The organism is Crystallibacter permensis, assembly GCF_025960875.1.
GTDB lineage: Bacteria > Actinomycetota > Actinomycetes > Actinomycetales > Micrococcaceae > Crystallibacter > Crystallibacter permensis.
The window spans coordinates 91,620-110,858 of the sequence record NZ_JAODLR010000012.1 but is presented as its reverse complement, the minus strand read 5'-3'; the positions used below and the strand labels follow the sequence as shown (position 1 = coordinate 110,858).

The following is a 19,239-nucleotide window of genomic DNA, read 5'->3' as shown; positions in this document are numbered from 1 at the left end:
GACACGATACTCGGTGACGCACCTAGTCGGTATTGAATTGAAGTTTTCAACGAATTGTGAAGCGAGATTGCAAACCGGAACCCATTACCCTCCGGTGCCGGGACTGGCCCATCCGGCGAGTCCTGGACGTGACAAACCTGCAACGGGATGGTGACCGGAAATCCGTTTGTGGCTGGTTCTTTCGCGCGTATCGTGAGTGATAACCACAGGCCACCGGCCCCTGAGCGGATGTTTGAGCATCCTCGTCCCGGCGGCATCACGTTTACAGGGGGTCAACATGAGCAAGCAACGCGTTCTGGGGACCGCATCAGCAGCCCTGCTGCTGGCTCTGACAGCGTGCAGCCCTCCGGCCGGTCAAGGCCAGTCACCAACAGCAAATCCACCGGCCACCTCCGTAGCCGAACCGCAGGGGATTACCCCACCCACAAATCCGGCTCCCGACCCATCGGCTCCGCCAGTGGCGTCGGTCCCACCTGCTACGGCCTCCGCGCCGACCGAGGAAACAGCTGCAGCGCCAGTCGCCCAGTCGGAAGTTTCGGTGAGGTCAGAGAACGGGGCAGGAGTTCCCTTGACGATGTATTACATCGGAGTAGAAGACGGCGGGGTCTCTGGCGCGGAGATCGGCTGCAGGGACAGCCTCGTCGCCACTTACACGGAGCCTGTCAAGACTCAGGATCATGTGAAGGCCAGCATGGAACGCCTGCTCGCCGACGGGGACAGATTGCACGGATCATCCGGACTGTACAACGCCCTCCACGAATCCGCACTGACGTACCAACGCGCCAGGATCGATGGCGACACCGTCACCGTCCACCTTTCCGGGGAGCTAAAATCCGGAGGCTCGTGCGATGACCCGCGCATTGAATGGCAGCTGAGACAAACCGCAGCCACTGCCGCCGGAGTCGGGGAGGCCATCATCCTGATCAACGGGATTCGGATTGAGGATTACCTCAGCGGACGCGGCCCCGCTGTTCCCGAAGCACCGGCGCCTGCTGCACAGGCCCCCATTACAGTTCCCTTGACCGTCTATTACATCGGGCTCGCCGGCGAGGAGACTTCAGGCGGCGGTATAGGGTGCGGCGACAGCGTCGTTGCCACCCTTACACAGCCTGTAACGTCCACCGATCAGCTTGAGGCGAGCATCACCCATTTGTTGGCAAACAAGCAGGAGTTTCTAGGCGAGTCAGGCCTCTATAACGCGCTGAACTCCTCAGCATTGTCCTATCAGGGCAGCACCCAGGACGGCGAGACCGTGACAGTTAATCTGTCCGGCAGTGTCACGGTCCGTGGAACTTGTGATGGTCCGCGCATTGAAGCGCAGTTGGAACAGACTGCCGCCACAGCCGCCGGCGTTGCCGAAGCGGTAGTACTGGTCAACGGCATCCCCATTGAAAAACTCGTCGCGGTGAAGTAGCCATCGGTCAGCGTGGGTAGCCGGGTGGTGCAGATTTGACCCGAACAGCCGACTGGCCGGAACCGTTGGGGGCAGTTCCGACCAGTAAGCCTTGGGGGAACTGGCCGGAACCGTTGGGGGGAAGTTCCGGCCAGTAGTTTATTTTTTTGGGGGGACTGGCCGGAGCCGTTGGGGGAAGCTCCGGCCAGTGGTTTATGGGGTTATCGTGCGGGATTTACTGCCAGGCATGGTCTGCCCAAGCTGCGTCCCGCGAGTAATCGCTCCCACTCAAGTTCCACAGATCGCCATCTTGGCCGTGGGCTCCCACGACTCCGATCTGGTCGAGTGCTGAAGCCGGGCCTTGTTCTGCGTTGCCGGGGGCCAGTGGGCCCACGGGCGCCGATGTGATGCCATAGGGAGTCATCGTCTTCTCTTCTCCAACAGAGCGGATTCAGTTTCCGGGGTCCAGGCGCGGGCGTAAATTCCCAAAGCCGCCTCTTCCCACAGTGTGAAGCCCAAGCGGTTCATCATCAGATGTGACTGGCTGAAAGTCAGATTCTGCGCACCGCGGCTGACCCTCGATTTATCTGCCCGGTACAGGTAGGCGTCAATAGCCCGCTTCCAGCGGCGACGCCAGTTTTGCACGCTTCCTTCGGCTGCCGTGGCGGCCATCAGGCGGTGCATCGGTGCGGTTTTCGGCGCCAAGGTGGCAGTCAAACCGAGCCGGGCTTTAGCAGCGCCGCGTCCAAGTTCCATTGTCGAAACGCGGAGGTGGTTGTCCCAGCAGTAATCCCAGGAGAGTCGGCGGCGGTCCGGCCACTGCGGAGCCTTCGGCCCGTTGAGCATGGCCCAAGCCGCGTCGGAGAGCAACAGCGCGCCGAGGGCCGTCCGGCCCTGCGACTTGTTGAACCGTTGCGCTGCCCAGCTACCAAGTTCAGAAGACAGCTCAAAGACCTCTTCGGCAAGTTCGAGCCCTTCGAGCCCGCCAAATCTGTCCAGATCCGATTCCTGCACCAAGGCGACAGTATCCGTTCCCAGGGTGCCGATTAGATCCATGCTGTCCGGCGACACGACGTAGTGCTGCTGGACTCGAACTGTTGGCAGGATTTCAAGGAGCCGGTTCCGGGCCGCCTGCTCAAACCTTTGGAGGCTATCAAGGGCTGAGCGGTGGCCCAGGAACCGGACCTTTAGGTGAGGCCCCACCTCATCAACATGGTGGCTGAAGTACCAGCGGCCCACGCCTTCGCGGCGAGCGTGGGCCACCAGTGGTGTAATCAGTTCTCCTATGACGGTTTCGGCTACGTCTTGTCTACCCGTGTAAATAGACAGGACCCACCAGTAGCGTTTGAGACTGAGCTTTTCCGAAGAGCGTACGGCTGTCAGCTGGCTCATGCGCTTCTCCTAGATCTGCTCGCTGGTGGTTGGGGAGGGATAGCCGTTGCCGTCCTGATTACAGGATCAGCGGGTATGCTGTTGCGGTGGGGCAGCTTTTTACCAGTCCCAGGCAGCCGTAACGATTGCGTTGGACTGTTGGCTCTGGTCGGCTGCCACTGCAGGAGTGGCCGCGGAGACCGCGCCTACAGCAAGCAGTAGACCTGCCGTAATGCCGGCGATCTTCTTGAACATGTCATTCCCCTTCGATGTGAGTGGCAATCCATCGAGTATCGTTCCCCCGACTCTTCAAGAGTTCCGCGTCACCGGGCATGCTGTCCAGTCAATATAGGGGCAACATCATGACATGCCCTTATCGGGACGAATCAGGGCATCCATGAACGTTCTGACACTTGGCCATAACCGCGGATTCCCGCGTGATTCAAGGATTTTCCAACATGAGTATGATTTGAGTATGACCACTACAGTTAGGTGGCATATACCGGACATGGCAGATAGTTACATGCCACGAATCATGCTTGAGGGGGCACCGGATGTTGAGTGGGACAGCCTTTGAGCTCTATGAATACGCGGTAACTCACCCGGACTGGACCAAGGAGTCCGCGTCGACTGCGCTCGGCTACACCATTCGGGATCTCAATAGCGCCATTACTGAGCTCACCGGACGCCGCCTGTTCCAACAGCCGGCGCCAGACGTGGACTGCTTTACTGCCATCTCTCCCGACGTGGCCCTGGCGCAGCTAGTCGAGGCCGATGAACGTCTGCTTATCGATCTACGCGGCAAAATCAGCGGGCACCGGAGCGACATGGCTTCGCTCGTCCCCACATACCTTGCGGCACGAAAGCAAATCGCTCTCGATTCATCCATTGAAATACTCGAAGACCCTGGGGTAATTCGAAAGCTCCTGATGGACTACGGACGGGATGTCACAGAACAGGTCCTGATCAGCCAGCCTGGCTCAGGGTCTACGGCGGAGGTCCATGAAGAGGGCATCCAGAAGGACTTGGAACTCCTGGAACGCGGCATAGTCAGAAAAAATCTCTACAATGCCAGCACCCTGGATCATGTGCCTACTCGGAAGGCGGTCGCCGCCACGGCCCCCGCTGGCCTGGAATATCGGACATTGCCCTACGTGCCACTGAAAGTCCTGATCTTCGACCAGTCCTTGGCGCTCGTAGCCCGCCAACTGGACGCCGATGATCGAGCAGCTCTGGTAGTGCGTGACGTCAATCTAATCCATGTATTCACACAGCTATTCAATGTGGCATGGGAAGTTGCAACCCCATACGGCTGGGAGACCGAAAGCCGAAACCCTGCTGACCTCAACAGCATTCAACGATCCGTCCTCCGTGGGATGGCCGCCGGTTACTCCGACGAAGTGATTGCACGGAGGCTTGACATCAGTGTGCGCACCTGCCGCCGGCATATCGCATGGATGCTTGAAGAACTGGGCGCCGAAAGCCGCTTCCAGGCGGCACTCAAGGCCAAAGAAGCAGGCTGGCTGTAGTCGGGACGCAAGAAACCGATTGCACAAATAGAAAACAGCTGTTGCCTTCGGGGCAACTGTTCGGGTTATCCTGTGTGAGTGAGAACACAGGAATCTTCCACTTCTGCCGACATGCCAACCGAAACCGAAGTAGCGCTTGAACGCGCGGTTACTTCGCATCGGCACCACAGTCTGTACTCGGACCGCGCAGCCAAAATCAAGCAATCCGCCGTTCGCGATGTCTTCGATATTTCGCTACGCCCCGGCCTCGTCTCGCTCGCCGGAGGAAACCCGTTCCTGCAGTCCCTGCCCTTGGAGAAGCTCGCGGGAATGGCCTACAGGCTCATCGCCGAGCAGGGCATGACAGCCCTCCAGTACGGCGGCGGCCAGGGAACCGAACGGCTTCGCACCCAGGCCTGTGAAGTCATGGCCGAGGAAGGCATTGAGGACGCCGACCCGGCGAACGTGGTGATCACCACCGGTTCCCAGTCCGCCCAGGACGTCGCCTGCAAGGTCTTCTGCAACCCCGGCGACGTTGTGCTCTGTGAAGACCCAACTTATGTGGGTGCCCTGAACACTTTCGAGGCTTATGAGGTTACGGTGGAGACCGTGGCCATGGATGAGCTCGGCCTCGTTCCCGACGATCTGCAGCGGCGCATTGATGAGGTCCGCTCTGCCGGCGGCAACATCAAGTTCCTTTACACCATCCCCAACTTCAACAACCCGTCGGGCATCACGCTCGCCGCAGAGCGCCGGCAGCGCGTCGTGGAGATCTGCCAGGACGCGAACATCCTGATCATCGAGGACAACCCGTACGGCTTGCTGCGCTTCGATGGCCACCCGATCGCCCCGCTGCGCGCGGGCCACCCGGACGACGTGATCTACATGGGTTCGTTCTCCAAGATTCTCGCGCCCGGCCTGAGGATCGGCTGGGCCTTGGTGCCGGCGCATCTGCAGCGGCGTTTCTACCTGGCCAGTGAGGCAGTCACGCTCTGCCCGCCCACGCTGAACCAGATGCTCATCTCGGAGTACCTGGATGGCCACGACTGGCGCGGGCAGATTACCACCTACCGCAGCCTCTATTCCGAGCGCTGCACAGCCATGCTCCAGGCGCTCGAGGACTTCATGCCGGAGGGCGTCAGCTGGACGCGGCCGCAGGGCGGTTTCTTTATCTGGGTGAGCCTGCCGGAGGGAATCGATACCTACCCGCTGCTGTACAAGGCGATCGACGCCGGCGTCATCTTCATTCCCGGCGCAGCATTCACCCCATCGGACGATCCCTCCAGCAAGCTCAGGCTGGCATTCAGTGCCGTGTCCAGCGAGAACATACGCGAGGGCGTACGACGGCTGGCTCCTGTGTTGCAGGAAGCTATGGATGTCCGGTAGCAGCTATCAGCGCTTCTTGAGGTACTTGTAGTAGACATAGCGGCCGCCAAAGTAGAGGCCCAGGACCAGAATGATGCGTAGAATTCCGTTCATGCCCGGGAACAGAAATATGAATATGTAGCTCAGCAGGAATATGACGGCCATGCCCCAGAGGGTGCGCCGCCAGTCGATCTTGGGCACGTCGGGACGGTTGCCGGACCCTGAAGGTCGGTTGTTGCTCATGGCCCAAGTCAATCACAGGCGCAGGCGGTCCCTGTTTTCGACTGCTCAGCGCTCGACCAGGACGCCGTCTGCATCGGCATAAACCATGGCACCTGGCCGGAATGCTACACCAGCGATCTCGACGCGCACATCCACCTCGCCTAGAGAGTCTTTGGCGCTCTTGCGCGGGTTGCTGCCCAGCGCTTTGACCCCCAGTGACAGCTGCGCAATGGCGGTGCGGTCACGGATGGGTCCGTTGATGATGACGCCAGCCCAGCCGTTTTCCACCGCCGCTGCTGCGATCATGTCGCCCATCAGGGCGGTCTTGAGCGAGCCGCCGCCGTCCACGACGAGAACCGCGCCTCCGCCGGGTGAATTCAGAACGGATTTAACCAATCCGTTGTCTTCATGGCAGCGGATGGTACGAATGGGGCCGCTGAATGCCACGTTGCCGCCCAGATCCTGGAACTGCAGCGACACCGACTGGAGGTCCTCGCCTCGCTCGTCATACAGGTCCGCGGTGGAAACAAAACCGGAAAGATCAGTGCTGGTCATCGGGAATGGTCTCCTTTTCGCCACATGCGCTCGATCATAGCCCAAGCCAGAAGGGAGCCAGGCCTTCCTGCCGGCGCAAACGCCTTCGACGACTACGCCATTCCTCGGTACTAATCGAGCAGAAGCGCGGGTTCTTCCATGATCGCGGCAACGTCGGCCATGAAACGGGCGGAAAGATCGCCGTCCACCACCCGATGGTCGAAGGAGCCGCCAAGGGTAGTGATCCAGCGCGGAATGACCTCCCCGTCCAGCACCCACGGCTTCTGCTTGATGGTGCCGAAGGCCACGATCGCGACTTCGCCCGGGTTGATGATGGGTGTTCCGGTGTCGATGCCCAGCGCTCCGACGTTGGTGATGGTCAACGTGCCGCCTTGCATTTCGGCCGGTTGGGTCTTACCCGCGCGCGCCTTGGTAGCGAGTTCGTTGAGGGCGATGGCCAGTTCCTTCAGTGACAGATCCTGTGCGTCCTTGATGTTCGGCACCATGAGTCCGCGCGGCGTGGCGGCGGCGATCCCGAGATTCATGAAGTGCTTGATCAGGATCTCGTCATCGGTCCAAGTGGCATTAACGGAGGGGTTCCGCGCTGCCGCCCAGATGACCGCTTTGGCCAGGATCAGCAACGGTGAAATCTTGATGCCCTCGAAGTCGCGGCTGACCTTAAGCCGCTTCACGAACTCCATGGTCCGGGAGGCGTCCACATCAACGAAGATGCTTACGTGCGGAGCGGAGAAGGCCGATTCGACCATGGCCTTAGCCGTGGCCTTGCGGACACCCTTGACCTTGACCCGCTCGATGCGCTGGTTCTGCGGCTTCTTGCTCGGTGCCCAGAAGGTCTCGGCCTGGTCCAGCTCGGCGTCGCGCTGCGCCTGGTAGCTCAGCAGGTCCGCCTTCGTGACCTCTCCACCGCGGCCCGTCGGAGTGATGTCCGCCAGATCGATCCCCAGATCCTTGGCAGCCTTGCGCACAGGCGGCTTCGCCAACACTCGGGTCAGCAAGCGGTTCACTGCGGCCTGCACGGTCTCGCCGCGCTGCTGGCCCTTGGTGCCGTCCCGGGTTATCTCGCTTTCGACGGCGGAGTCAGGGGACGCTGCCGAGGGAACCGGCGGCACGGGGCTGGACGAGCGGCGAGGGCGGCGCTTGACCGCATCTGCCTTCGGTCCGGATCCGACCAGCGACCCGCTTCCTGGGCCGGGCTCAGCTGCTGGCGGCGTTGCCTCGACTGCGCCAGCCAGCGGATCGCCCTCAGTCTTCGCGGGCGCGTCCTGTGGCAGCGCACCGCTGTCCGGACGCGCGGGGGCCTGGAGCGCGTCCCCGGCGTCCTTCACCGGCGCTGGCTGGCCGGCGCCGCCGACGTTCACGGAGATGATCGGCGTGCCCACCTCGATGGTCTGCCCCTCCGGCACGAGCAGTTCCGCCACGACGCCCGCGTACGGGCTGGGCAGCTCCACCAGGGACTTGGCCGTTTCGATCTCCACGATCACGTCATTGACGGCGACGGTGTCCCCGGGCTTGACCTTCCAGGAAACGATTTCGGCTTCGACCAGGCCTTCGCCAACGTCGGGAAGGTTGAATGATTCGATATTCGACATGGAAACTCCGATGCGTCAGTAGGCGAGGGAACGGTCGAGGGCCTCAAGCAGCCGGTCGATGTCCGGAAGATAATGCTCTTCCACCTTGGCCACGGGGTAGGGCATGTGGAAACCGCCTACCCGCAGGACCGGGGCCTCGAGGCTGAGGAAGGCGCGTTCGGAGATGCGCGCGGCGATCTCCCCGCCGACGCCGCCGAAAGTGGGTGCCTCGTGGGTGACGATCAGGTGCCCGGTCTTGTGCACCGACGTCGTGATGGTGTCGAAGTCGATCGGCGAGATGGAGCGTAAGTCGATCACCTCCACGCTGTTGCCGTCCTCCTCGGCGGCCTGCGCTGCCGCCAGTGCGACCGGCACAAGCGGGCCGTAGGCGACGATGGTGGCGTCCGTTCCCTCGCGGACCACCTTGGCGCTGAATGCGTCCTGACCGGGATTGTCCGTGTCCACTTCGCCCTTGAGCCAATAGCGGCGCTTGGGCTCGAACACGATGACCGGGTCGTTCGATTCGACGGCTTGCTGGATCATCCAGTAGGCATCGTGGGGATTGGACGGGGTAATGATGCGCAGCCCCGCGGTATGCGCAAAGAGCGCCTCCGGCGACTCCGAGTGGTGCTCGATGGAGCCGATGCCGCCGCCGTAGGGAATGCGGATGACGACGGGCGCACTGAGATCGCCGGAGCTGCGGGCGTGGATTTTCGCCAGTTGGGTGGTGATCTGGTTGAAGCCCGGGAACACGAAGCCGTCGAACTGGATTTCGCAGACCGGCCGGTAGCCGCGGAACGCGAGGCCGATCGCCGTGCCGATGATGCCGGATTCGGCCAGCGGAGTGTCGACCACGCGGGTCTTGCCGAACTCGGCCTGCAGGCCTTCGGTCACGCGGTAGACACCGCCCAAAGCGCCGATATCCTCGCCCATGAGCATGGTCTTCGGGTTGTTCTTCATCGTTTCGCGCAGGCCGGCGGTAATGGCCTTGGCGATGGTCATGTTGGCCACTAGTTGCCCTCCCCTGCCTCATCGGTGTCCGCGAAACCTGCCTCATACTCGCGGTGCCAGGCGAGTTCCTCGGCGACCAGCGGGTGCGGATCGGCGTAGACGTTGTTGAAGCTCTGCACCATCTCCGGACCGGTCATGGCCAGGACCTCGGCACGGACCTTGGCTGCCAGCTCATCGCCCTGGACCGCGACCTCCTCGAAGAAGGAGTCCTCCGCGGTGTTGCTGGAGCGCAGATACCGTTCCAGGCGCTTGAGCGGGTCCTTGTCCCTCCACGCGTCCTCCTCTGCGGAGAGCCGGTACTTGGTGGGGTCGTCCGCGGTGGTGTGGGCGCTCATCCGGTAGGTGAACGCCTCGATGAGCACAGGGCCCCGGCCGGAACGGGCATGCTCCAACGCCCAGCGCGTGACGGCGTGGACGGCGACTACGTCATTGCCGTCGACCCGAATCCCCGGGAAACCGTAGCCGCTTGCACGGTTCGACAGCGGGATCCGCGACTGCACTTCGGTAGGCACGGAGATGGCCCAGTGGTTGTTCTGGCAGAAGAAGACCACCGGAGACTGGTTCGAGGCGGCGAAGACCATCGACTCATGGACGTCGCCCTCGGAGCTGGCCCCGTCACCGAAGTAGGCGACACTGACGCCGTCCTCGCCGTCCCGCTGCAGGCCCATGGCGTAGCCGACGGCATGCAGGGTCTGGGCGGCGAGGACCAGCGTGTAGAGATGGAAGTTCTTTTCCCGGGGATCCCACCCGCCGCTGGAAACACCGCGGAAGAGCTTCAGCAAGGCGGACAGTTCGAGCCCCCGGGTCAGCGCCACACCGTGCTCCCGGTAGGTCGGGAAGACGTAGTCATTCGCCTGCAGCGCGGTCCCGGAACCGATTTGGGCGGCCTCCTGCCCTAGCAATGGCGGCCACATCACCAGCTGCCCCTGGCGCTGCAGAGCCACGGCTTCCTGGTCGAAGCGCCTGATCAAGAACATGTCCCGGTACAGCCCGCGCAGGGCCTCGCCGTCCAGATGCGCGGCGTAGGGCCCGTACTGGACGTCCTCGCGCAGTGTTCCGTCCGAGGCAAGTAGCTGGACCATTTCCGGGGCGTCTGCAGGGTCGCTGGAGGTCATGGACTGCTCAAGTTCCTCAATGTCGAATTCAGAGGTGGGCAGGTGTTCAGCGCCCATACGAACTCCTCGCCGGCATGCCGCCCGTCGACGGTTACCTTAGCTGCTGATATATGCCTTGCCGGGAATGCATTACCGGCAAGGCATATATGGGTCAATTTTCTGTTCCAGCCTAACGATACCGGGCCTGGGCCCCGCTGTTGTTACGGTCAGGAAACGCCGGGGCCTTTTGTATAGTTCGCACACAGAGAGAGGAAACGGGTATTGGCCTCCACCTCGCCGATGCTGACCCGGACCCCTTCGTTGGGGAAGGCCCGGACAGAGAGAGCCTGTTCCCCCGCGTAGGCCGCAAAGTCCTGGGCATTCTCACCTAGCGGAAGCCATACAAAGTTGCCCTGGGACTCCGGGATCTTCCAGCCAAGATCGCTCAGGCCGGCCACGACTCGTTCGCGTTCGTCCACGAGGCTTTGTACCCTTTCCACAACCTTGTCGTAGTGCTTCAGCGAGGCAATGGCCGCGTCCTCTGCCAAGCTGGAGACCGCGAAGGGCGTCGCAGCGACCCGCAGGTGCTGGGTGAGTTCCGGGTTCGCGACCGAGTATCCGACACGCAGATTGGCCAGGCCGTGGGCTTTGGAGAAGGTCCGCAGGACGATCACGTTGGGGTGCTTCTTGTATACCTTGATGCCGTCCACCACTTCCGGATCCCGGACGAACTCGGTATAGGCCTCGTCGATGACCACCACCACGTCTTGTGGGACCTTGGCCAGGAAGTCCTCCACCTGGGAGGTGGTGAGGGCCGGGCCGGTCGGGTTGTTCGGGGTGCACAGCAGGATGACTTTGGTCCGGTCGCTGATGGCGGCTGCCATGGCTTCTAGATCGTGCGAGCCGTCAGCCTGGTTGGGGATCTGCACGCTTGCTGCGCCGGAAAGGCCGATCATGATCGGGTAGGCCTCGAAGGAGCGCCAGGCGTAGATGACCTCATCCGCCGTGCCGTCCTCGCTCTGGCCGGAGAAGGTCTGCAGGATCTGGACCAATGCGCCCAGACTGCCGGCACCCGTGACAATGTCCTCTGCGGGTACATCGAGGAAACGGCTCAGCTCGGTGCGCAAGGCCGTGGACAGCGGATCAGGGTAGCGCATGATGTTGTGCTGGGACTGGATGGACGCCAACACCTCAGGGATGGGCGGAAGCGGGTTCTCGTTGGAGGAGAGCTTGTACGGCTGCAGCCCTTCAATAACGGCCGGTGGTTTGCCCGCCGCGTATTTGGGCAGCCGGTCCATAACCGGGCGGGGGCGGATCTGACGGTCCTGAGCGGCCGTCTGAACCGCAGCTACATTGGTGGGGTTCTGGCTAGAAGTCATGGGTTAAAGAATACGGTGATGCAACGAGGGGTTTGTCACGCCGATCCTGTGCCTCCTGATCGGCGGTATGACAGCATGAAGCCATGGGAAAGTTCATTGTGCGTGTTCTGATCAACGGCCTGGCGCTGTGGATAGCAAGCTGGATCCTGCCGGGCATCACGGTGGAAAGCACCGCCGCAACGGAAGTTGCGCAGGGAAACTCTACGGCCGGCGTCGTACTTGCGTTCCTCTTTATCGGGCTCATTTTCGGCCTGGTCAACGCGATCGTGCGGCCGATCGTCAGCTTCCTGTCGCTGCCGGTCACGATCCTGACATTGGGCCTGTTCACCATCATCATCAACGCGCTCATGCTGATGCTAACGGCGTGGCTCTCTTCCTACACGCCGGTGAACTTTGTGGTGGATTCCTTCTTCTGGACCGCGGTGCTCGGCTCGCTGATCATCAGCCTCGTGTCCCTGATCGCCGGATCGATCACGCGGACCCGGTAGTTCCGGGTTGGCCTCACCGGCGGCCGGCGGCGCGGTGAGGCACTTTTGATCCGCCCGTAACGTGCGGCCATCGCTGCCGAAACACGCCGTTCCTACAGTCTTACCAACAGGGTGAAACCGCTCCCCTTTTGGAGGACTGAATGAGTGTTGAACAGATCAGGACCACAGGCACCGCGCGCGCCGACGATGGGACAGGTTCCCGGCTTCGTGTACGTTCGGGCCGGTGGGTGGACGGCTGGGATCCGGAAGACAAGGACTTCTGGGAAACCGAAGGCCGGCCGATCGCGCGGACCAACCTGAACTGGTCCATCTTCTGCGAGTTCTTGGGCTTTGTCGTCTGGCAGCTGTGGTCCATCATGGCCGTCCAACTGCCCGCGGCCGGGTTCGGCTTCAGCAATTCGCAGATCTTCTGGCTGATCTCGATTCCGAGCCTGGTCGGGGCCACCCTGCGGATCCCGTACACCTTCATGGTGCCGAAATTCGGGGGCCGGAACTGGACCGTGATCTCCGCGCTGCTGCTCCTGGCGCCGTCGATCGGGCTGGCCGTGTGCGTGGCCAACCCGGAGACGCCCTTCGGCGTGATGCTGCTGGTGGCGGGTCTGGCCGGCCTCGGCGGCGGGAACTTTGCCAGCTCGATGGCCAACATCACCTACTTCTATCCTGCGGCCGAAAAGGGCTACGCGCTGGGGCTGAACGCCGCCGGCGGAAATCTTGGCGCCGCCGTCGCGCAATTAGTGGTGCCCGTGGTTATCACGCTCGGCGCGGCCGCTTCGCTCAACCTCCCGCTTGGCGGACTGATCTGGGTGCCGCTGATCCTGCTCGCCGCCTGGGGTGCCCGGAAGTACATGCACAACCTCTCGCATGCGAAGGGGGACGCGGCTGGCTCCGTGGCAGCTTTGCGCGAGCCGCATCTATGGATCATGGCGCTGCTCTACATCGGCACCTTCGGATCCTTCATCGGTTTCTCCGGGGTCTTCCCGAAACTCATCCACGATGTCTTTCCCGCGTTCTCCTCCTTTGAGGTGGGCTCGGCTGCTCTCTCGCTGGCGTTCCTGGGTCCGCTGGTGGGGTCGCTGGCCCGGCCGCTGGGAGGCAAGCTGGCCGACCGCTTCGGCGGGGCACGTATGACGGTTGCCGCCTTCGGCGCCATGGCGCTGGTTGCGCTGGCGGTTGTGTGGACGCTGCCGCTGGGGAACTTCTGGCTCTTTCTGCTGCTGTTCCTGGCACTGTTCACCGCGAGCGGCTTCGGCAACGGCGCTACCTACCGGATGATCCCGCGCATCTTCGCCATCCGCGGCCTGGGGGCTGCGGCCGGGACGACCGGCACCCGAGGGGACGTCGGCAGCGAGCGCAAGGCGGCTGCAGCGCTCGGACTGGTTTCCGCGATCGGCGCGTACGGCGGTTTCCTGATTCCGCAGGTTCTCAACGCTTCCAACACTGCTACCGGCGGTTATACCGGCGCGTTCTACGGTTTCGTGGCGGCCTACGCGGTGATGCTGGTGGTGGCCTGGTTCTGCTACCTGCGGCCCGGTTCCGCGATGGCCCGGGGCGGTGTCTGATGGCCGTGGATACACACTGCCCCTACTGCGCCCTGCAATGCGCAATGCGGTTGGCGCCCAAGGAAGCAGCCCCCGCGACCGCGAAACCAAATCACGACGACGGCAGCGCGCAGCTCCCGGCTGACGGGACGCAGCTGGAAGCAGCCGGCCGGGACTTTCCCACGAACCGCGGAGGTTTGTGCCGGAAGGGCTGGACCTCGCCGGCACTGCTGGACTCGCCGGAACGGCTGACCGAACCGCTGCTGCGCGACGGCGACGGAAGCTTCCGCCCCATCGACTGGGAAGAAGCCCTCGATCTGGCGGCGGAGGCCATCCGCAGCTCCCGCTCGTTGCACGGACCGGACTCGGTAGGGGTCTTCGGCAGCGGCGGCTTGACCAACGAAAAGGCATACCAGCTGGGCAAATTCGCGCGGCTGGCCGTGGGCACGTCCCGGATCGACTACAACGGCCGGTTCTGCATGTCCTCCGCCGCAGCGGCGGGGAACCGGGCGTTCGGCATGGACCGGGGGCTGCCGTTTCCGCTGGCCGACCTGGACCAGGCCCACACCGTCCTGCTCCTGGGCTCCAACGTCGCGGACACCATGCCGCCGTTTGTCCAGCATCTGCAGGGCGCCCGGGCTGCGGGCGGCCTTATCGTGGTGGACCCGCGCCGTACTGCCACGGCCGCGCTGACGGAGGCCGGCGCCGGGCTGCACCTCCAGCCGACACCGGCGACGGACCTGGCGCTCCTGCTGGGGATCGCCCACGTCGTCGTCCATGAGGGACTCGCCGACCAGTCCTTTATCCGAGACCGCACCACAGGCTTTGAGGCACTGCTGCGGAGCCTGAACCACTGGTGGCCGGCACGGGTCCAAGCCGTGACCGGTGTTCCGGCGGAACTGATCCGCGAGACGGCGCACCGATTGGCATCCGCGGCACGGCCTGATGCGGCCGGACAGGCGACCGGCGGGACCTATATCCTCACGGGCCGCGGTGTTGAGCAGCATGTCGATGGCACGGACACCACGACCGCGGCGATCAACTTGAGCCTCCTGCTGGGCCTTCCGGGCAGCAGCCACGGCGGCTATGGCACGCTCACCGGGCAGGGCAACGGGCAAGGCGCCCGCGAGCACGGACAGAAGGCCGACCAGCTGCCTGGCTACCGCAAGATTACTGATCCGGCCGCCCGGGAGCATGTGGCCGGTGTCTGGGGTGTCCGTCCCGAGCAGATCCCCGGGCCCGGTGTTCCCGCCGTCGAAATGCTCATGGGCCTTGGCCGGCCCGGCGGAGTGCGCTGCCTGCTGGTGCACGGGTCCAACGTGGCGGTTTCTGCCCCTGATGCCGGTGCCGTCATCCGCGGGCTGCGCAATCTCGACTTCCTGATGGTCTCCGACTTCTTCCTGTCCGAGACCGCGGCCGAAGCGGACCTCGTGCTGCCCGTCCTGCAATGGGCGGAGGAAGAAGGGACGATGACCAACCTTGAGGGGCGTGTGCTGCGGCGGCGCCGTTCCATCGATCCGCCAGCAGGGGCACGCTCCGAGCTCTGGATCATGACCGAACTGGCTCGGCGGCTGAACGCACCGTCGAGCTTCAGCGCTGACGCCGCAACCGTCTTTGAGGAACTCCGGCAGGCTTCTGCCGGCGGTCCGGCCGATTATTCGGGCATCAGCTATGACATGCTCGACGCCGGCGCGGAGGCCTATTGGCCGTACCCGACCGGGTCCGCGGGTACGCCGCGGTTGTTTCTGGACCGCTTTGCGCACGACGACGGCCGGGCCAGACTGGTGACTGTCTCGCCCACGGCACCGGCTGAAGCCCTCAATGGACCGGGCAGCCTCACGCTGGTGACCGGCAGGCTGCTGGAGCATTACCAATCCGGCGCCCAGACGCGTCGGGTTACCGAGCTTGCCGCTGCACAGCCCGAAGCACGCCTGCAGCTGCATCCCGTAACGGCGCAGGGCCTGGGTGTCGTCGATGGAGACCTGATGGAAGTCAGTGGCGACCGCGGCTCGGTCCGGGTCAGGGCCGATGTGACGATCGGGATCAGGCCGGATACGGTCTTCCTGCCCTTCCATTTCCCCGAGGAGCAGTCGGCCAACATCCTCACGTCCGCGGCCACGGATCCCATTTCCGGCATGCCCGAATTCAAATCCACCGCCGTACGGGTCCGCGTGCTGGCGAAAGCAGGGGCCCTATGAGCGGGCAGAAGTTTGAAGAAATTGTCGAACGCGTTGTCATTGTCGGCTTCGGTCCGGTGGCAGCCCGCCTTGTTGACGAGATCCTCCCCGCGGTCCGCGAGGGCCGGCTGGACCTGACGGTCATCGGTGCCGAAGGTGTGGCGGCCTACAACCGTGTCCTGGTTGCCGACGTCGGTACGGGGCGAACTACCGGCGAGGCCATCGGGCTGGCCGATGCCGCCCAGCTCCGCGGCGACGGTGCCACGGTGCTGCTGGGGCGCACCGTCCGGCGGATCGACCGGGCGCGCAGGACCGTGCTGCTGGATGACGGAACACAGGAGCCCTTCGACCGGCTGGTGCTCGCCACCGGGGCGCAGTCCGTGGTCCCTACGCTGGCCGGCCTCAATCCGGACCCGGCCGCCCTGCATTTGTTGCCGCCGGGCGTGACAGCCCTGCGGGATCTGGAGGATGCGGCAAAGTTGCGTGCCGTTGTCGGTTCCGGCGGCCGGATCGTCGTTCTTGGCGGCGGGATTCTCGGCATCGAAGCGGCGCTGGCCGCGGTCGAGGAAGGAGCCGATGTCACCGTGGTCCATCACGGACCGCACCCGCTGGGCCGCAACCTCGATCCCGGCGGCGGACGGATGTTGGCCGCCGCGCTGCACGCCAGCGAAATCGGGCTGGCGTCCGATGTCCGTTCCACCGCAGTTGCTTTCCGTCCACGAGTGGGAGGCCGCCACCAGTTCCGCGCGCTGGTGCTGGAGGACGGCACGGAGCTTCCCGGCGATCTTCTGCTCCTGTCCTGCGGGGTGCGGGCGAGGACCGAACTGGCTGCCGGCTGCGGACTGGGTGTGGACAAGGGCATTCTGGTGAACCACAGGCTTGAAGCCGATGTGGAAGGGCGCGTATTCGCCGTCGGCGACTGCGCCCAGGTGGCGTGCGGCGATGGCGGCTGCACAGGCTGTTCAGGCAGTAGTGCGGGACCTCCCGGCCTGATCGGCCCGGGCTGGCGCCAGGCGGAATACGTTGCCCGGCGTTTACTGGAACTCGCGCCACGGCGGCAGGTGGCCGTCGTAAGTGGGACAACGGCGCAGACCCAGGCGGCGCCGCTGGCACCGGAACGGCCCGGTGTCATGCTGCTCAAGGCGCGAGGACTGGACCTGGCCTCGGCCGGGAACATCTCCGCCGAGCTCTGGGACGCCTGGCGGCAGGAACGGGATAGTGGCGGGAGTCCGCCGGGTTGCCCGCCCATCCAGGTAGCCCAGTGGGCCGACCCGGAACATGGTCGGTATGCCAAAATGGTGACTCGCGCCGGAGTGCTTGAAGGACTGGTCTGCGTCGGCATGCCCCGGACTGCGGCCGAACTGGTGCTGCTGTATGAGCGCGGGGCTGAACTGCCGGCGGACCGCACCGCCCTGTTCCGGTTGGATTCGGTCGAGCAGCAGGATGACGGGCCGGCACCTGCCGATCCGGACTCCACTTTGTGCCGCTGCAGCGGTGCAACGCTCGGCGGGGTGGAGAACGCGATAGCCGTCGGCTGCAGCAGCGTCGAAGAGGTTTCCGCCTGCACCCGGGCCGGCACCGGCTGCGGCGGTTGCAAATCGCGCATTGGGGAATTGATCGAGGCGTATGCGTCAGTAGCCGTGCGGGCGGTTCCGCAATGAGTACGATGCCCGCTTATGCGGTGGCAAGGGTTCGCGGGCAGGTACCTGGCGGGTAAGGGTGAACAAGTGCCGGCTTGCCAGGCCTCCGCCTACAGCGGCGCCGAGCGCCAATCCGGAATCTGCAACCGAGACGTCCGTGCTGTCCTGCAGTAGCTGCGCTCCGGCCATGTAGTTCCCGAAATCATGCCCGGGACCGAGGCCGCCGTCTTCACCCTCAGGAGTCCCCACCTCATTGGTCAGGGTCACGGTGACCCGGTCCCTGGTATCAGGGCTGGGGAGTCCGTCCGCTCCGGGTACCCAGTCCTGGACATGTTCCAGATGCAGGCTTCTGAGTCCTTCCGGCAGATCGACGGCACCTACCGGCGAGCCGGCCGTAAGCACGTAGGCAACGTTGTGCTCCGCCAGGAATGCCTTGTCTGCGGCCATATTCATGGCGTGGATGCCGCCTTGGCTATAGCCGACCAGCACCACCTGGTCCGCTGCTTCGGCGCCGGCTTCCTCCAGCGCAGCGGAAACCGCGGCCGAGACATGCTGGCTGTCATAGGCAAGCGCTTCGGCTACCCCCGTCTCATCGAAAGGATTGGCCGTTGCCTCCGGCCCCTGGGACTGCGTTCCCGGCAACGCGACAACCCAGGTCTTGCCGGCGGCGGCTACCGTTTCCAGAATTTCGATAGTTCCCGGTCCGGCAGCTGCCGCGGCGCCGGCACGTGCGAGCAGCCCTGCAGGTGTGGCCTCCAGGCGCAGCGCCCCTGCCGCCGGCTCTCCGCCGGGTCCGCTTTCGGTATCGGCGCGCCGCGTTACCGAAATGGGAGCCGGCTGCAGCAGGCCCAGCCCATTCGCGGTCTCGACGAGGTTTGGGACGAGACGCTCAGTGGTCGATGCCGGTCCGGAGCCAGGGTAGCGGGGATCATCCGGTGGTCCGGGTATCGGCGGCAGCGCCAGCAGGCCGCGGGTTCCGTGGTTGATCAGCCGCTCCGTGCCTCTCAGCGTAGGCCGCAGCTCGTTTCCCATCGCGCCCAAGGGTGTACTCAGCCACCAGGTTCCTTGCGCCAGGCCGTTCAGGGCACCGTTGGCGGCAGCCTCGGCCCGCCCGTAGGCTTCCTTCGCCCTGGTCACCTGGTCCGCTATTTCGCGCACGTCGTCGGCCGACGCCTGAACAGCCTCCAACGCCCGCCGCACGGCCTCCTGCGCCGCCACCCGCCCGGGCACCATGAAGATGCGGCTGTCCAGAATGGTCAGCTGCAGTGCATAGATGTCGAAATAAATTCGATCCGCATCCGCGGCCACGGATCCCAGCCGGACCGCAGCGTCCTCAAGTTCCTCCCATTGGAAGGCCGCGCCGCCGACCCCGCCCGTCACACGGAAGCCGCCCAGGTCGCCGGAGCTCCCGTCCAGCCGGGTGGGGGCGGGCAGCCACTCCGGATGGCCTGTCATGGGCCCGGCTGGATCAGGTCTGCCGCTTCAACCGCTACACCGAAGGCATTGACGGCCACGGCCGCCTCCCTGACGTCTGTTGCCGCATTGTCCATCCGCAGCTGCCGTTCCACCAGGCTGCGGCGGAAGGCTTGTCCGGCTGGCGACACCCAGGCCGCCAGCTCCAGTCCCGCCAGCCGGCCATTGAGCTCCAGCAATGCGGTCTCGCAGGCGTACAGCCGGTGCGCAGCCAGCCGCAGATCGTCGGCTCCCGTCGCCCCGACCGCAAGACCCGACGTCGTACTCTGCAACGAACTGACCATCACTCTTCCTTCCCTTGCATCGACGCTAAGGCCGCGGCCCAGGGTGGCGTGCAGGCCAGTTCAGGTATGTGCGCAAAGGCAGCTCCGGCTGTGCTGTGGAGATCGTGTCCTCCGGCACACAGCGGCCGCCAGCCAAGAAACCGGTGCGGTGAAAGTTGGGGAACAGGTTAGGG

At 64.2% G+C, this 19,239-nt stretch carries 17 protein-coding genes; 7 read left to right on the top strand and 10 right to left on the bottom strand.

Features of this window, described 5'->3' with window-relative positions; translation table 11 throughout:
* Positions 1–574: 574 nt before the first annotated feature.
* Complete coding sequence (locus B0G38_RS14550; RefSeq protein WP_264670100.1) at positions 575–1,414, top strand: GerMN domain-containing protein; 840 nt, start codon at positions 575–577, stop codon at positions 1,412–1,414.
* Between the two features lie 399 nt (positions 1,415–1,813).
* On the opposite strand, the gene B0G38_RS14545 is transcribed toward B0G38_RS14550, so the two are convergent.
* Together B0G38_RS14545 and B0G38_RS14540 are read right to left on the bottom strand one after the other, a co-directional pair.
* Positions 1,814–2,785: a lantibiotic dehydratase C-terminal domain-containing protein gene (locus B0G38_RS14545; protein WP_264670067.1), complete on the bottom strand. Its 972-nt coding sequence runs from the start codon at positions 2,783–2,785 to the stop codon at positions 1,814–1,816.
* Positions 2,786–2,884: 99 nt separating this feature from the next.
* Positions 2,885–3,019: a hypothetical protein gene (locus B0G38_RS14540; protein ID WP_264670066.1), complete on the bottom strand. Its 135-nt coding sequence runs from the start codon at positions 3,017–3,019 to the stop codon at positions 2,885–2,887.
* A gap of 299 nt (positions 3,020–3,318) precedes the next feature.
* Between B0G38_RS14540 and B0G38_RS14535 the strand changes: the two genes are divergently transcribed.
* Both B0G38_RS14535 and B0G38_RS14530 read left to right on the top strand, forming a co-directional pair.
* Positions 3,319–4,293: a helix-turn-helix transcriptional regulator gene (locus B0G38_RS14535; protein WP_264670065.1), complete on the top strand. Its 975-nt coding sequence runs from the start codon at positions 3,319–3,321 to the stop codon at positions 4,291–4,293.
* A gap of 111 nt (positions 4,294–4,404) precedes the next feature.
* On the top strand, positions 4,405–5,658 hold the full coding sequence (locus B0G38_RS14530) for an aminotransferase-like domain-containing protein (RefSeq protein ID WP_264670064.1): 1,254 nt from the start codon (positions 4,405–4,407) through the stop codon (positions 5,656–5,658).
* 6 nt (positions 5,659–5,664) lie between these two features.
* Here B0G38_RS14530 and B0G38_RS14525 read toward each other — a convergent pair whose 3' ends face one another.
* From B0G38_RS14525 to B0G38_RS14500, 6 genes are all read right to left on the bottom strand, one after another.
* Complete coding sequence (locus tag B0G38_RS14525) at positions 5,665–5,880, bottom strand: hypothetical protein (RefSeq protein WP_264670063.1); 216 nt, start codon at positions 5,878–5,880, stop codon at positions 5,665–5,667.
* A 45-nt stretch (positions 5,881–5,925) separates the two neighbouring features.
* Positions 5,926–6,414 (bottom strand): ribonuclease E activity regulator RraA, encoded by a 489-nt coding sequence (gene rraA / locus B0G38_RS14520; RefSeq protein ID WP_264670062.1) that lies wholly within the window; start codon positions 6,412–6,414, stop codon positions 5,926–5,928.
* 110 nt (positions 6,415–6,524) lie between these two features.
* Positions 6,525–8,003: a dihydrolipoamide acetyltransferase family protein gene (locus B0G38_RS14515; RefSeq protein ID WP_264670061.1), complete on the bottom strand. Its 1,479-nt coding sequence runs from the start codon at positions 8,001–8,003 to the stop codon at positions 6,525–6,527.
* Between the two features lie 15 nt (positions 8,004–8,018).
* A complete protein-coding gene (locus tag B0G38_RS14510; RefSeq protein ID WP_264670060.1) occupies positions 8,019–8,993 on the bottom strand; it encodes an alpha-ketoacid dehydrogenase subunit beta in 975 nt (324 codons plus the stop codon).
* On the bottom strand, positions 8,993–10,165 hold the full coding sequence (gene pdhA / locus B0G38_RS14505) for a pyruvate dehydrogenase (acetyl-transferring) E1 component subunit alpha (RefSeq protein ID WP_264670059.1): 1,173 nt from the start codon (positions 10,163–10,165) through the stop codon (positions 8,993–8,995). The genes B0G38_RS14510 and pdhA overlap by 1 nt, the downstream gene beginning before the upstream one ends.
* Before the next feature lie 149 nt (positions 10,166–10,314).
* The gene (locus B0G38_RS14500) at positions 10,315–11,466 is read right to left on the bottom strand and encodes a histidinol-phosphate transaminase (RefSeq protein ID WP_264670058.1); all 1,152 of its coding nucleotides are present in this window, start codon (positions 11,464–11,466) and stop codon (positions 10,315–10,317) included.
* An 83-nt stretch (positions 11,467–11,549) separates the two neighbouring features.
* On the opposite strand from B0G38_RS14500, the gene B0G38_RS14495 reads away from it, so the two are divergent.
* From B0G38_RS14495 to B0G38_RS14480, 4 genes are all read left to right on the top strand, one after another.
* Complete coding sequence (locus tag B0G38_RS14495) at positions 11,550–11,954, top strand: phage holin family protein (protein ID WP_169996881.1); 405 nt, start codon at positions 11,550–11,552, stop codon at positions 11,952–11,954.
* A gap of 140 nt (positions 11,955–12,094) precedes the next feature.
* Positions 12,095–13,513, top strand: a complete 1,419-nt coding sequence (locus B0G38_RS14490) for an MFS transporter (RefSeq protein ID WP_264670057.1) — start codon at positions 12,095–12,097, stop codon at positions 13,511–13,513.
* Entirely contained in the window at positions 13,513–15,690 is a 2,178-nt protein-coding gene (locus tag B0G38_RS14485) for a molybdopterin oxidoreductase family protein (RefSeq protein WP_264670056.1), read from the top strand. The genes B0G38_RS14490 and B0G38_RS14485 overlap by 1 nt, the downstream gene beginning before the upstream one ends.
* Positions 15,687–17,330 carry an FAD-dependent oxidoreductase gene (locus B0G38_RS14480; RefSeq protein WP_264670055.1) on the top strand — a complete coding sequence of 548 codons (1,644 nt, stop codon included), beginning with the start codon at positions 15,687–15,689 and terminating at the stop codon, positions 17,328–17,330. The genes B0G38_RS14485 and B0G38_RS14480 overlap by 4 nt, the downstream gene beginning before the upstream one ends.
* Here the strand turns inward: B0G38_RS14480 and B0G38_RS14475 are convergent.
* Together B0G38_RS14475 and B0G38_RS14470 are read right to left on the bottom strand one after the other, a co-directional pair.
* A complete protein-coding gene (locus tag B0G38_RS14475; protein ID WP_264670054.1) occupies positions 17,301–18,764 on the bottom strand; it encodes a hypothetical protein in 1,464 nt (487 codons plus the stop codon). The genes B0G38_RS14480 and B0G38_RS14475 overlap by 30 nt on opposite strands.
* Entirely contained in the window at positions 18,761–19,066 is a 306-nt protein-coding gene (locus tag B0G38_RS14470) for a hypothetical protein (RefSeq protein WP_264670053.1), read from the bottom strand. The genes B0G38_RS14475 and B0G38_RS14470 overlap by 4 nt, the downstream gene beginning before the upstream one ends.
* Between the last annotated feature and the right edge of the window lie 173 nt (positions 19,067–19,239).

Bases quoted from the DNA above. Each gene is read 5' to 3' on its own strand.
- B0G38_RS14550 (WP_264670100.1), top strand. From the start codon at position 575: ATGTATTACATCGGAGTAGAAGACGGCGGGGTCTCTGGCGCGGAGATC.
- B0G38_RS14545 (WP_264670067.1), bottom strand. From the start codon at position 2,785: ATGAGCCAGCTGACAGCCGTACGCTCTTCGGAAAAGCTCAGTCTCAAA.
- B0G38_RS14540 (WP_264670066.1), bottom strand. From the start codon at position 3,019: ATGTTCAAGAAGATCGCCGGCATTACGGCAGGTCTACTGCTTGCTGTA.
- B0G38_RS14535 (WP_264670065.1), top strand. From the start codon at position 3,319: ATGTTGAGTGGGACAGCCTTTGAGCTCTATGAATACGCGGTAACTCAC.
- B0G38_RS14530 (WP_264670064.1), top strand. From the start codon at position 4,405: ATGCCAACCGAAACCGAAGTAGCGCTTGAACGCGCGGTTACTTCGCAT.
- B0G38_RS14525 (WP_264670063.1), bottom strand. From the start codon at position 5,880: ATGAGCAACAACCGACCTTCAGGGTCCGGCAACCGTCCCGACGTGCCC.
- rraA (WP_264670062.1), bottom strand. From the start codon at position 6,414: ATGACCAGCACTGATCTTTCCGGTTTTGTTTCCACCGCGGACCTGTAT.
- B0G38_RS14515 (WP_264670061.1), bottom strand. From the start codon at position 8,003: ATGTCGAATATCGAATCATTCAACCTTCCCGACGTTGGCGAAGGCCTG.
- pdhA (WP_264670059.1), bottom strand. From the start codon at position 10,165: ATGGGCGCTGAACACCTGCCCACCTCTGAATTCGACATTGAGGAACTT.
- B0G38_RS14500 (WP_264670058.1), bottom strand. From the start codon at position 11,466: ATGACTTCTAGCCAGAACCCCACCAATGTAGCTGCGGTTCAGACGGCC.
- B0G38_RS14495 (WP_169996881.1), top strand. From the start codon at position 11,550: ATGGGAAAGTTCATTGTGCGTGTTCTGATCAACGGCCTGGCGCTGTGG.
- B0G38_RS14490 (WP_264670057.1), top strand. From the start codon at position 12,095: ATGAGTGTTGAACAGATCAGGACCACAGGCACCGCGCGCGCCGACGAT.
- B0G38_RS14485 (WP_264670056.1), top strand. From the start codon at position 13,513: ATGGCCGTGGATACACACTGCCCCTACTGCGCCCTGCAATGCGCAATG.
- B0G38_RS14480 (WP_264670055.1), top strand. From the start codon at position 15,687: ATGAGCGGGCAGAAGTTTGAAGAAATTGTCGAACGCGTTGTCATTGTC.
- B0G38_RS14475 (WP_264670054.1), bottom strand. From the start codon at position 18,764: ATGACAGGCCATCCGGAGTGGCTGCCCGCCCCCACCCGGCTGGACGGG.
- B0G38_RS14470 (WP_264670053.1), bottom strand. From the start codon at position 19,066: ATGGTCAGTTCGTTGCAGAGTACGACGTCGGGTCTTGCGGTCGGGGCG.